The sequence below is a fragment of the Chthoniobacterales bacterium genome (assembly GCA_039930045.1).
Classification (GTDB): domain Bacteria; phylum Verrucomicrobiota; class Verrucomicrobiia; order Chthoniobacterales; family DASVRZ01; genus DASVRZ01.
The window spans coordinates 256,937-268,174 of sequence record JBDSQB010000010.1 but is presented as its reverse complement, the minus strand read 5'-3'; the positions used below and the strand labels follow the sequence as shown (position 1 = coordinate 268,174).

The window sequence follows — 11,238 nt, the reverse complement described above, 5'->3', positions numbered from 1 at the left end:
CGGAGCTGCTCGATGTAGGGCGCGCCGAGAAAGATCCAGAGGAAGCAGGGGGCAAACGTGGCCCAGGTGGTGATCAACGCGCCGAAGGTCGCAGCGACAAGCGGCGGCAGGGTGCCGGGTTGATTCCATGCGCCGACGAAGCCGACGAATTGCAGGACCATGATGAGGGGCCCCGGCGTGGTCTCGGCGAGACCCAGACCGTCGAGCATCTGAAGAGCGGTGAGCCATTGATGATTCTCCACCGCCTGCTGCGCGACGTAAGGCAGGACGGCATACGCGCCGCCGAAAGTGACCATCGCCGCCTGGCTAAAGAAGATTCCTTCGCGAGCCAGCGCGTGCTCTGAGCCGAGCCAGAGTCGAATCAGAAAAACGGGCACCCACCAGAGGAGTCCGCAGACGAGGATCACTCGCAGGGCGCGGGCGAGTGAGGGCCGGGTGTGGTTTTCATCCAGAATTGCGTCTGGCTGGACGTGTCCGGGAACGACGAGAAATTTCTCCCGTTGCCAGCGGCTGCCGAGGAGTCCGATCACGGCGGCGGCGAGCATTAGGAACGGAAACGGCACGCGAAAGAAATGGATCGCGACGAAAGCGAGAAGGGCGATGGCCCACATGAGTTCGTTTTTCAGCGCTTTTTTTCCGATGCGCAGAACGGCGGCGGCGACAATGGCGAGCACGGCGGGTTTGAGTCCGTGGAAAATGGCGGCGATCCACCAGACGCTGCCATGCATTACATAAATGACGCTGAGCAGCCAAAGCAGCAGGGCCGAGGGCAGCACGAAGAGCGCGCCGGCCACGATTCCACCCCAAGTCCGGTGCAGCAGCCAGCCGATGTAAATGGCGAGTTGCTGCGCCTCGGGGCCGGGGAGGATCATGCAATAATTCAGCGCGTGGAGGAATCGCGCCTCGCTGATCCAGCGCCGTTTTTCGACGAGTTCGGTGTGCATGATGGCGATCTGACCCGTGGGTCCGCCGAAGCTGATGAAACCCAGCTTGAGCCAGAAGCGAAATGCCTCGCCGAAGCTGGGCGGCGGATGGGTTTCGAGCGGGTCTGGCATGACTGGCCGACAGATTAACCCGGGACGGGTTTCGGTGAGAAGCGGGATATGAATCCGAAAGTCGGAGAGACTTTTAGGTTCCAGCTGTCGTTCGAGGCTCGGATACCGTCTTCTGCCCCGACAGTTTTCCCGGATTTACCTTCGGAGCCAGTAGGCCGGGCGCTCGTAGTGGGCGTGCAGGCGATCCTCGTATTCGCGGGTGATCGGCAGGTTAAATTCCGGGGCGTCCTCGATGCGGGAGGAAGGCAGGTTCACCACGACTTCGGCTCCCTCGTAGGAGACGCCTTCGATCCACTCCGGCGCGAGCAAGACGTGACGCTGCGTGGGCCAGTGGCCGGGGCGAATGACGAGGTAACGGATGTGCCAGGTTTTGTCGTCGATGATGAAGTCCTCGACTTTGCCCAGTTCGCCGTCGTTGGCATGGATGCGATAGCCCTTGAGCTCGTCGCTACTGCGCAAATGCGTGGTGATCGGCGGTGGAGGCGTGATGTTTTCCGGGTAGGCGGCTGCGCCCACACCCATGGGCGATATTCCGAAGCCAATACCGCTGTCGGCGATGCTCCAGTAAGGGTCCCATCCATAGTATTTATACATCTGCTCCTCGTATTGGCGGGAGACGGGTTTGTCGGCTTCGACCGGGGGCGAATGGCGGACTTCCTCCTGGCTGAGGTGGACGGCGAGGGAGCGGTGGGTCTCGTCGATGCCTTCGATGACGGACGGAGCGATGAGGACTTCGCGACCGGTGAGCCAGGAGCCGGTGGTGACAACGAAGTAACGCACCTTCCAATGCTGGTCGTCGAAGTAGATTTCCTGCACTTTGCCGATTTCGCCATCGGAGGCGGCCAGTGAGCAGCCGTGGAGGTTCTGGAAGTTTCGCAACATACTCGGGGAGAGTCGAATGGAAGTCAGCGCTACTGGATCCCGAAGATTATTCGTTTATCCCAATGCGTCTGGCCGTGCAAATCTGGCCCTGGGATGGGCAGGTAAACTAATTGGTCGCAGGCCGAAACGTCACCGGAAGTCCCGCGGCGATGATGTCGGCATTGGTCGTGTAGCTGGTGCCTTGGTAAACGAGGACACCGCCATGGGCAGTCCAATCTTCAGGGATGGAAATGGTGGTGCCGTTGGCAATTATCGCCGTCGTGATCTCGAAGGTGATGGGGGTGGTGATCGTGATGGTGCCGTGAGGCAACAGCAACGTGGTCACGCTGCCAACCGTAACTGAACTGTTAGTATTGATGACTCCTGAGCTGGAGCCCGATCCAGCCAGCGTCAGCGTTCCTGCGCTGACGGTCGTTCCACCTGTGTAAGTGTTATTTCCGCTTAAGGTAAGTGTGCCTACGCCGCTTTTTGTTAAATCACCGCTCTCCAGCGAGTCATCCACTCCATCGTCATTGGCGTCTGAGTCATCCTCATTGCGAATGCCATCGCCATCCATGTCGCGGTCGCGGGAATTGACAATGCCATCGCCGTCCATGTCGTGCTCGTGACGGGAATTATTTTTCAGATGATCACCGATGTAGTGGCCTCTCAATGGGCCTTTGCGGCAGAAACCTCCGTCGATATTCGGGTCGAGACGATTCGGGATGCCGTCGTTGTCCACGTCGCGATCGAAGCGATTCGGGATGCCGTCGTGATCCAGATCGGGGCCGGCAGCGCAAACGCTAAAGGTGGTGGCCAAAAGAAAACATGCACCGAGCAGCTTGGGGGTCATGGAGTTTTTTAGTGAAATAATCGTGGGCAGACAATGCTTTTTTTGCGACTTGGATTCCACTTTCACTCGACTCACGGGAGATATTTCTTCGTATCGAGGCCGTCAGCCAACAGATGATACTCGGTGCTGGTGCGGAGGACGAATATCTCGCCGAGTTGCCCCAAAGTTGCGGTGGCGGTGAGGCCGGCGCCGGAAAGTTTGATGCGATAGCCGTCCATCCGCTCGCCGCGAATGACGATGCTGGCGCGATTTGCCTGGCACTCGATGGTTTTCCAAAGTGCGCCGGGTTCCATCGGCATCGGCGGGAATCCGGCGAGTGCTGGCGCGAGCATGGCGAGGCCGCCGCCGGTGAGAGGCAGTTCTTGGGTGCCGAGGTCGAGGTCGCCGTTGCGGATGTTGTAACGGACTTTTTGCGAGGCGAGCAGGACTTCGATGAGCGCATTAAGCGGCGGCTGGCGGCGGCTGAGCCGAAGCTGGATCGTCTCGGGTTTAAGCTGATTGTGCTCCAAGTCGAAGCGCAGCGAAAAGCTGTAGGTCTCAGGTTTGCCACTGTCCTGCGGGATGACCAAATTGCCGTCGAGGCTGACGGAGTCCGACGGGTTGTGGACAGGGGTGACGTTGACGCTGCCGATGCGTTTTTGCCCGCGATAAATGCCGAGGCTGGAGGCGACCTCGTGTTTCAGCACCTGACGGAAGACGAGCAGCGGCGGCATGTCGGAAAACGGGGCGTTGCCATCATTCCAAGTCGTGCGCACGAGCCAGCCAGTCATCACCGCCCAGAAGGCGACGATCCCTACGCCGAGGGAAACTTTTGCGAAACGAGACACGAGTTACATTGCCATCTGCGGCTTCTCGATCAGCGCGTAGGCGTTGTGGCTGTGGATGGATTCGTAGTTCTCGGCCTCGACTCGATACCAGGTGATGTTCGGGTCGAGGTTGGCGCGGGCGGCGATGTTGCGAACGAGGTCTTCGACGAAAACCGGGTTGTCGTAGGCGCGTTCGGTAACGGCTTTTTCGTCGGGACGCTTGAGCACGCTGTAAAGTTCGCTGCTGGCGCACGCCTCGACCAGCGAGATGAGGTCCTCGATCCAGATCGGGTGTTTGGAGCGGACGGCGAAGGTCACTTTCCCCCGCTGATTGTGCGCGCCATGGGCCGAGATCGCCTTGGAGCACGGGCAAAGTGTGGTGACGAGAACGATGACGGTGACCACGAAGTCGATCCGGCCATTTTCGTAGTTGGCGTTGAATTTCACCTCGTAATCCATCAGACCGGGCGCGGCGGTGACAGGGGCTTTCTTTTCAATGAAATACGGGAAGACAAACTCGACGTGGGCCTTTTCCGAGTGCAGCCGGGCAACGAGGGTCTGGAGAATTTCGTGAATGTTTTCGACGTGCAGGACGGGTCCGTGGGCGTTGAGCACCTGGACGAACCGGCTCATGTGGGTGCCCTTGAACTGGTGCGGCAGATCGACGGTGAGCGCGCAGGTGGCGACGGTGCTTTGCAGGCTGTGGCCGCGGTCGCGAATCTGCAACGGGTAACGCAAATTCGTAATGCCGACGCGGTCGATCGCGATCTTGCGATGATCGGGCTGGTTTTGCGTGTCGATGAGCAGCGGCTGCGGGTCCATCCTTTGATTGAAAGGGACTCTGCGGAAAAAGACAAGGGACGGAATTATTCAGCCCGCAGACTTGTCTCTCGCCCGACTCTTCGACATCGTGATCGCCGCATGTCAGACAAACCTCTCAAGATCGGCGTGGTCGGCCTCGGAATGGGCCGCGCGCATCTGCTGAACTACAAAAAGGTGGAGAATTGCGTCTGCCAGGCGATCTGCGATCAGAATGCGACTCTGCTCGAGCAGGTCGGCAATGAGTTTTCCATCCCGCAGCGGTTCACGACTTTCGAGGAATTCATCGAGAAGGCCGACATCGACGCCTTGTCGCTGGCGGTGCCAAATTTTTTGCATAAGGAAATGACGCTCGCCTCGCTGGATCGCGGTCTGCATGTGATGTGCGAGAAGCCGATGGCGATGAACACCGCCGAGGCCGAGTTGATGCGGGATAAAGTGCGCGCGTCGGGGAAGAAGTTCATGATTCATTTCAACCAGCGCTTTCGTCCGGAGCATCAGTTTTTCCGCAACGTGATCAAGAGCGGCACCCTCGGCACGGTCTATTACGCGAGCGCCGGCTGGCGGCGAATGCGGGGGATGCCACGCTTCGGCGGGTGGTTTGGGCAGAAGAAAATGAGCGGTGGCGGTCCCTTGATCGATCTTGGCGTCCATATGCTCGATCTGGCGCGCTGGCTGATCGGCAATCCCAAGGTGGTGACGGTTTCCGCGAGCACGTTTGCCCACATCGGGCAGGCGCTGGCGAAGGAGCAAAAAAAGGAATTCGACGTGGAAGATCTGGCCTCGGCTTTGATTCGATTCGACGACGGATCGAGCATGGTTCTGGAGGTGAGCTGGGCGCTGAACTTCGAGGAGCGCGAGAAAACGTATCTCGAAATGAGCGGCACGAAAGGCGGCCTCTCCAGCGTGACTTACGACTATCGCGACACCAGCGTCTGCATTTTCAACGAGCAAAACGGCGCAATGGTGAAGACCGTGCCGCTGAAATATCCCGAGACCAGCGAGACGGCGCAGTCACATTTCCTGAGATCGATCTGGGAGGATTTCGAGCCCGACTGCGGAGCGAGCGAAGGCGTGGAAATCATGCGCATCCTCGACGCGATCTACGAAAGCGCACGCATCGGACGCGAGGTGGAACTCCGCCATGTGGACCTCAGCGCCGCCCTGCCCGTGGGACCGGCGGTGCCAGCCTAAAGTTATGAAGGCCTACCACGATTTACTCCGGCTCGTCCTTGAGACCGGCACGCCCAAGGAAGATCGCACCGGCACGGGCACCTTGTGCGTTTTCGGTGCCCAAGCCCGCTTCGACCTGGCGGATGGATTCCCGCTCCTGACCACGAAAAAAGTCCACCTGCGCTCGATCATTCACGAGTTGCTTTGGTTTCTCCAAGGCAGCACCAATGTCCGTTACTTGCAGGAAAACAAGGTCACGATCTGGGACGAATGGGCCGACGCAAACGGCGATCTCGGTCGCGTTTACGGAGCCCAATGGCGCGACTGGATCACCGCCGACGGACGCCACATCGACCAGATCGCCAACGTCGTCGAGCAAATCCGCCGCAACCCCGACAGCCGCCGCCTCATCGTTTCCGCATGGAATCCCGGCGAGGTCGGCCAGATGGCGCTCCCGCCGTGTCACGCGCTTTTTCAATTCGTCGTGCTCGAGGGCAAACTCCACTGCCAGCTCTACCAGCGCAGCGCGGATTTGTTTCTCGGCGTGCCCTTCAACATCGCGAGTTACGCCCTGCTCCTGATGATGGTCGCCCAAGTCACCGATCTGGAGCCCGGGACGTTCGTCCACACCTTCGGCGACTTGCATATTTATCGGAACCACCTCGACCAAGTCCACGAGCAGCTTTCCCGCGAGCCGCGTTCGCTGCCCAGAATGCGATTGAACTCCGCTGTAAAAGATATTTTCGCCTTTCGCTACGAGGATTTCACCTTGGAAAACTACGACCCGCATCCGGCGATCAAGGCGCCTATCGCCGTCTAAACCATGGCGCCTATCGCCGTCTAAAATCAAGGCTCCCATTGTCGTCTAACTCCCGCCCCGCCGTGATCGCGCCCAACCTCTCCGCCATCGTCGCCATGTCGCGCAACCGCGTCATCGGTGCCAACGGCACCATCCCCTGGCATCTGCCCGAAGACCTGCGCTGGTTCAAAGAACGCACCATGGGCGCCGCCCTCCTCATGGGCCGCAAAACCTACGACTCCATCGGACGCCCCCTGCCCGGCCGCCGCACCTTCGTCGTCTCCCGCACCGCCGAGATCGCCGGTGTGGAAATGATCCCCGACCTCGCCGCCTTCGATCCCGCCACCATCGACACCCCCGTTTACATCGTTGGCGGCAGCGAAATCTACGCGCAGATGCTCCCCCGCTGCGCCAGCCTCTACGTCACCCAACTCCCCACCGAAGCCGAGGGCGACACCTTCATGCCCCCCTTCGAGCACGATTTCCCCCAAGTCTCGATCATTCGGGAAACCGAGAAATTCCAGATCCTGCATTATTCACGGTAGAAGGTTCTGAGGCATTTTGCCTTACATGCTGAGCGCCCCCGGCCCGCGAATAGAGAATGCCATGACCCGCATCGCCCTTCTCCTCCTCGTTCTCATCGCCCTCTGCACCAGCGGCTGCCTCACGCGCCGCACGATCAAAGAAGGCGACCACGTCGTTGCCGAGGGCTACGTCGTCAAGCCTCCCCTCGCCCCGCTTTCTCCGCCGTAAACTTCAGCGTGGGCCTTCGACCAGAGAAACGCCGTCGAGTTACGGCGTATTCGCGTAGCGGAAGGTGAACGATAATCCGTGCGGGGCCGATTCGAACCCCACTCTGGCCAGATAATCGCCAAACTCCACAGTTTGCGGGGCAATGATGATTTCCCGCACCCCGCGTTCCCGGAAGAAATCCGCCTGCTCCACAAAGAGGAAACGCCCCATCTTCAAGCTGCGATATTGCGGAATCACAAAATCGAGCAACACCCGCAACACCCCGCCCGATTCCACGTCGGCCATGAATACCCCCACCGGCGCCGCGTCCCGCAGAATGAAGAGTGCGAGCTGATTCGCGTGCGGTTGATAGGTGAAATCCGGCACGACCCGTCGGATTTCCTCACGATAGAAGTTCAGGAAATACGGCAGGTATTGCGACTCGGGATGCAGGACGAGCAGCTTAAAATATTCGCGCGTATGGAAGATTTTCCAAAGGTAAAACGCGTTCACCACCACGATGATCCCATTCAACACCGCCACCGGATAAGCCCCGATGAGAAGTCCATAAATCAGAAAAATCAGTGCGCCCGCCGAGTTGATCAGGCGCAGGCGCAGGATGGAACTCATCATCAACGACACCGCGATAATGCCCGATGCCGCATAGCCAATGAGCTCGAGCCAGAGATGCTTGTCCATAACGGTGAACCTGCCACGGAGCGACCATTCTCGCTGGCAGTTTTCGAGGAGTGAAAAAACAACGAGCGGGGCCCCGCCCTCAACCTAATGGCATTTCACTTCGAGGCGGTTGCCACTACTCACCCGATTGGTCTTAAAATAAGATCTAGCTTCAACTCGGCTGCGATGGCGGCGATATCGTTCGGAAAATCCTTGCCCAGCTTCTCTAAGCCTGCCGCCGGTGCAATGAAGACCAGTGTGCGAACTGCGACATCTGGATTGCGTCGATTGAAAACCAAAGCCTTGAACACATCGCGATAGATTTCCATATGGACGTTGTTCGGTGAAGACTTGAGTTCGTAGGCGACGCGATCTTCTAAATCCACTAGGTCAATTTGCTGGCTCCGGCCTGTTTTGTTCAGCCGGTGCTCGGGGTGAAAGCGGTCGGGGAACTTCGCTTTCACTTCCTCCTGCCAGGCGCGGCATACCGTATTCGAGCGTCTGGTTTGTGCCCCTACATCTTTGCCTGCGGCCCATCCCTTGCAATGGCAGTGACAAGCAAGCCCCACGACTTCATCAATCACATTCATTGCTAAATCCTTAGAAAGGAGATGCTCATTCAGGTTCGCACGTGTCATTCGTTTTCAGGGTATTCCGGCGACCATCAATGCTCGTTTTATTCTTAGCAACCTTGCCAAACTTACGCAATAACCAATCCAATACCGCTTCTTGGTCATCAATCGTCGAGCCGCGGATTTGAGCGAGAAGATGCACGCGGTCTGGCTTTGGTAGAGCGGTGCTCTGAAGCCCTTCGTTGCATTCATTACAAAGAATCCATGTTTCAAAACTAGAGCGTGGCCTAGAAGAAAGAATCACATTTTTACCAGGGCACGTCTGCCATGCGTCACCATTGATAGCCCCACACATTTGGCAGAAAGAAAGCCGCATCAGCTAATTAGGCAGCCGAACAACTGTTTGCAAGGTGTTCTTTTAACGAACACTGCATCATGCCATTTCTGCTACTCACTGGCGCATGGCAGACCGCCCCAAAAAAACTGAAACTCGCAACATCATTGGCTTGCGAGTAAAAGAGGCCCGCCTGCAATTCACTCCTCCCTTAACGCAGGATCAGCTCTCTGGCAGATTGGCCAGAGAAGGGATTCAGTTGGATCGTGTGGCTCTAGCCAAAGTAGAAGGCGGAAATCGTTGTGCTTTTGACTTTGAGGTAAAAGCTTTGGCGTTGGTCTTAAAAGTGGATGTGAACTGGCTTCTCGGTATCACCAAACCAGACTGATGGCTTTCGAAACATCAGCTTATCTTCGGAAGGCAACTTCTCGTGCGAAGTCCGATGTGGCCAATAAGCTGGTCAGCATGTTTCTTCATGAGGTCAGTCGAAAAATCTCTACATTGCTTCAGATGAATGTGGCTGATTCCGATTACGCAGAAGCCGTATCCGTAAGATTTGGTTCTAGTTGTTGCTACTGTCGCAATCCATTGGAACCAGATCGTGCCTCAGTCGAGCACCTTGATGGTATGAACCGGTTTAGGGCAGGTCTTCATATTCCAGGCAACGTGATCGTCTCCTGCAAGAGATGTAACAACGAGAAGCGTCGTGACGATCAACTGCGTGAACTCAAACTCGCATCCAGCGGATGGGCATCCTTTCTCTCGCATGATTCATTGAAGTGCGAGAACACCTGCAAGACATGCCAATATTGGAAATTAATTTGGCCGAACTTTGAAGAGAGACAGACGAATCTGAGAAGTTCGCTCACAAGTATTCTGGAGTTCCGCGCCAAGTATGAAAAATCCACCCTCATGGGGCTTAAATGCCGAGATTCTTTGCACGAGGAACTGGAAAGGCTCTATCGGGAATGCCAAGCCTTTGCGACAAGTCACATTAAAGGATCCGTGGATAGAGTAGTTGAAGATTTAGAGCTTACCAAAGCTGAGGGCTCTGCCTGAACGAGCCTTGCACATTTTCAAAGAGAACGCCCCCGTGGTTTGGTACCCTCCACCATGCATCCGGTTTCCTTTGGAACGAATCGGGAACAACCGTCTGTCTCGAACAACTTGCAAGTTTTCCGAATCGACAACCGAACATCTGTTCCCAAAAGGCCCATTCACCTCCTCCCAGCCCCGTAAACCTCCCCAAAACCCCATTTCCGATGCCCAAATGCCCCCTGGCACCGTGCAGCGGGGCGATGGGAGGCTCCGGCGTCCTGGAAATCCGTGCAGCGAGGGCTCCCCGGCTCTCCCGATGCTCCGTGGCAGCTTGCACCGAGGCGATGAGGTGCTCGCGATGGCCATTTGCGCCGTGCAGCAGGTCGTTGCGGCTCTCCCGATGACGATTTGCGGCATGCAGCGGGGCGATGGGGTTCTCCCGGTGCCCATTTGCAATGTGCAGCGAGGCGATGCGGCACTCGCGATGGGCCGTAGGCACCGTGCGGCGAGGCATCGCGACCGGGCCGCCCATCTCCAGAATCGCCTGCAACTCAACTGGGAATGTACTTCCTACCTTTTCTTAAAAATAAGTGTGGCCATTGCACTGCGGCCGTCAGTGCCTGTGTGGGGTTTGGGGGTCACAGCGAGGGCCCGCTTCCCTCCAGGGTGAGCGCGGGGGCCATTCGCTCCGATGGGAACCTAGCGCGGGGCTTTTTGGCTGGCCTCGTAGATTTTCAAGGCGTCGGGCAGCAGGCGTTCGAGGTTGGCAACGCGGGTGGCGTCGGCGGGGTGAGTGGAGGCAAACTCCGGTGGCTTTTTCCCGCCGACAGCCGACATGCGTTTCCAGAATTCGATGGCTTCTCGCGGGTCGTATCCGGCGCGCGCCATGTAGGTGAGGCCGACGCGATCCGCCTCGGTCTCGTGTCCACGAGAGAAGGGCAGGATCGCGCCGTATTGCGCCGCGCCGCCGAGTAGGGCGATAACGGTGCGTTGTTTGTCGTAATCCAGATCGGACATGGAGAATTGCGCGCCCATCATTCCGGCCTGCATGAGCTGGCTCTGGAGCATTCGTTGCGATCCGTGTCGGCAGGTCGCGTGCGCCATTTCGTGTCCCATAACGGTCGCGAGTCCGGCCTCGCCGTGCGTGAGGGGGAGGATCCCGGTGTAAACGACGATCTTGCCACCGGGCAGACAAAAGGCATTCACCTGATCGCTCTGCACCACGCTGACGGCCCATTCAAAATTCTTCGCGGCGTCACCGGTCGCACCGGCCAGCCGCCCGGCGACGCGTTTTACCAATGCGACTTCCGGTCCACTGCTGACGACGTGTTCCTCGGATAAAACCTGCTGATACGACTGCAACCCGAGCCGGCTTTCCATCGTCTCCGACATGCCGACGCGGTGCGCTTCGCCGGTCTCGGGATTGACAAATTTCTCCGCCGAGAAGTATTTGAAGGCGATAAACGCGATGGCGAGAACGATGGGGACGAGGTGGATTTTGCGAGGTTGCATAGGAAG

Annotated in this window: 15 protein-coding genes; 6 read left to right on the top strand and 9 right to left on the bottom strand. The window is 57.9% G+C overall.

Annotated features, from left to right (window positions below; genetic code table 11):
* The 5 genes from chrA to folE2 all read right to left on the bottom strand — a co-directional run.
* Positions 1-1,055, bottom strand: a 1,055-nt coding sequence (gene chrA / locus ABIT76_09165; protein ID MEO7933313.1) for a chromate efflux transporter, incomplete at its 3' end; no start/stop codon positions are given.
* A gap of 135 nt (positions 1,056-1,190) precedes the next feature.
* Positions 1,191-1,937 carry a PRC-barrel domain-containing protein gene (locus ABIT76_09160; GenBank protein MEO7933312.1) on the bottom strand — a complete coding sequence of 249 codons (747 nt, stop codon included), beginning with the start codon at positions 1,935-1,937 and terminating at the stop codon, positions 1,191-1,193.
* A gap of 106 nt (positions 1,938-2,043) precedes the next feature.
* Entirely contained in the window at positions 2,044-2,769 is a 726-nt protein-coding gene (locus tag ABIT76_09155) for an autotransporter-associated beta strand repeat-containing protein (protein MEO7933311.1), read from the bottom strand.
* A gap of 71 nt (positions 2,770-2,840) precedes the next feature.
* Positions 2,841-3,596 (bottom strand): hypothetical protein, encoded by a 756-nt coding sequence (locus ABIT76_09150; protein MEO7933310.1) that lies wholly within the window; start codon positions 3,594-3,596, stop codon positions 2,841-2,843.
* A gap of 3 nt (positions 3,597-3,599) precedes the next feature.
* Complete coding sequence (folE2, locus tag ABIT76_09145; protein ID MEO7933309.1) at positions 3,600-4,397, bottom strand: GTP cyclohydrolase FolE2; 798 nt, start codon at positions 4,395-4,397, stop codon at positions 3,600-3,602.
* Positions 4,398-4,496: 99 nt separating this feature from the next.
* Between folE2 and ABIT76_09140 the strand changes: the two genes are divergently transcribed.
* From ABIT76_09140 to ABIT76_09125, 4 genes are all read left to right on the top strand, one after another.
* Positions 4,497-5,588, top strand: a complete 1,092-nt coding sequence (locus ABIT76_09140; protein MEO7933308.1) for a Gfo/Idh/MocA family oxidoreductase — start codon at positions 4,497-4,499, stop codon at positions 5,586-5,588.
* Positions 5,589-5,592: 4 nt separating this feature from the next.
* Positions 5,593-6,387 carry a thymidylate synthase gene (locus ABIT76_09135; protein ID MEO7933307.1) on the top strand — a complete coding sequence of 265 codons (795 nt, stop codon included), beginning with the start codon at positions 5,593-5,595 and terminating at the stop codon, positions 6,385-6,387.
* A gap of 62 nt (positions 6,388-6,449) precedes the next feature.
* Positions 6,450-6,911 (top strand): dihydrofolate reductase, encoded by a 462-nt coding sequence (locus tag ABIT76_09130; GenBank protein MEO7933306.1) that lies wholly within the window; start codon positions 6,450-6,452, stop codon positions 6,909-6,911.
* 25 nt (positions 6,912-6,936) lie between these two features.
* A complete protein-coding gene (locus ABIT76_09125) occupies positions 6,937-7,119 on the top strand; it encodes a hypothetical protein (protein MEO7933305.1) in 183 nt (60 codons plus the stop codon).
* A 39-nt stretch (positions 7,120-7,158) separates the two neighbouring features.
* On the opposite strand, the gene ABIT76_09120 is transcribed toward ABIT76_09125, so the two are convergent.
* The 3 genes from ABIT76_09120 to ABIT76_09110 all read right to left on the bottom strand — a co-directional run bounded on the left by ABIT76_09120 (position 7,159) and on the right by ABIT76_09110 (position 8,652).
* On the bottom strand, positions 7,159-7,797 hold the full coding sequence (locus ABIT76_09120; protein ID MEO7933304.1) for a hypothetical protein: 639 nt from the start codon (positions 7,795-7,797) through the stop codon (positions 7,159-7,161).
* Between the two features lie 119 nt (positions 7,798-7,916).
* Positions 7,917-8,366 (bottom strand): hypothetical protein, encoded by a 450-nt coding sequence (locus tag ABIT76_09115; protein ID MEO7933303.1) that lies wholly within the window; start codon positions 8,364-8,366, stop codon positions 7,917-7,919.
* 25 nt (positions 8,367-8,391) lie between these two features.
* The gene (locus ABIT76_09110) at positions 8,392-8,652 is read right to left on the bottom strand and encodes a hypothetical protein (GenBank protein MEO7933302.1); all 261 of its coding nucleotides are present in this window, start codon (positions 8,650-8,652) and stop codon (positions 8,392-8,394) included.
* Positions 8,653-8,809: 157 nt separating this feature from the next.
* Between ABIT76_09110 and ABIT76_09105 the strand changes: the two genes are divergently transcribed.
* Together ABIT76_09105 and ABIT76_09100 are read left to right on the top strand one after the other, a co-directional pair.
* Entirely contained in the window at positions 8,810-9,070 is a 261-nt protein-coding gene (locus ABIT76_09105; GenBank protein MEO7933301.1) for an XRE family transcriptional regulator, read from the top strand.
* Complete coding sequence (locus ABIT76_09100; protein MEO7933300.1) at positions 9,070-9,741, top strand: hypothetical protein; 672 nt, start codon at positions 9,070-9,072, stop codon at positions 9,739-9,741. Before ABIT76_09105 ends, ABIT76_09100 begins: the two co-directional genes overlap by 1 nt.
* A gap of 678 nt (positions 9,742-10,419) precedes the next feature.
* On the opposite strand, the gene ABIT76_09095 is transcribed toward ABIT76_09100, so the two are convergent.
* Positions 10,420-11,232, bottom strand: a complete 813-nt coding sequence (locus ABIT76_09095; GenBank protein ID MEO7933299.1) for a M48 family metallopeptidase — start codon at positions 11,230-11,232, stop codon at positions 10,420-10,422.
* Between the last annotated feature and the right edge of the window lie 6 nt (positions 11,233-11,238).

Excerpts from the sequence above, each read along its gene's own strand:
- ABIT76_09160 (MEO7933312.1), bottom strand. The coding sequence starts at position 1,937 with ATGTTGCGAAACTTCCAGAACCTCCACGGCTGCTCACTGGCCGCCTCC.
- ABIT76_09155 (MEO7933311.1), bottom strand. The coding sequence starts at position 2,769 with ATGACCCCCAAGCTGCTCGGTGCATGTTTTCTTTTGGCCACCACCTTT.
- folE2 (MEO7933309.1), bottom strand. The coding sequence starts at position 4,397 with ATGGACCCGCAGCCGCTGCTCATCGACACGCAAAACCAGCCCGATCAT.
- ABIT76_09140 (MEO7933308.1), top strand. The coding sequence starts at position 4,497 with ATGTCAGACAAACCTCTCAAGATCGGCGTGGTCGGCCTCGGAATGGGC.
- ABIT76_09135 (MEO7933307.1), top strand. The coding sequence starts at position 5,593 with ATGAAGGCCTACCACGATTTACTCCGGCTCGTCCTTGAGACCGGCACG.
- ABIT76_09125 (MEO7933305.1), top strand. The coding sequence starts at position 6,937 with ATGCTGAGCGCCCCCGGCCCGCGAATAGAGAATGCCATGACCCGCATC.
- ABIT76_09120 (MEO7933304.1), bottom strand. The coding sequence starts at position 7,797 with ATGGACAAGCATCTCTGGCTCGAGCTCATTGGCTATGCGGCATCGGGC.
- ABIT76_09115 (MEO7933303.1), bottom strand. The coding sequence starts at position 8,366 with ATGAATGTGATTGATGAAGTCGTGGGGCTTGCTTGTCACTGCCATTGC.
- ABIT76_09105 (MEO7933301.1), top strand. The coding sequence starts at position 8,810 with ATGGCAGACCGCCCCAAAAAAACTGAAACTCGCAACATCATTGGCTTG.
- ABIT76_09100 (MEO7933300.1), top strand. The coding sequence starts at position 9,070 with ATGGCTTTCGAAACATCAGCTTATCTTCGGAAGGCAACTTCTCGTGCG.
- ABIT76_09095 (MEO7933299.1), bottom strand. The coding sequence starts at position 11,232 with ATGCAACCTCGCAAAATCCACCTCGTCCCCATCGTTCTCGCCATCGCG.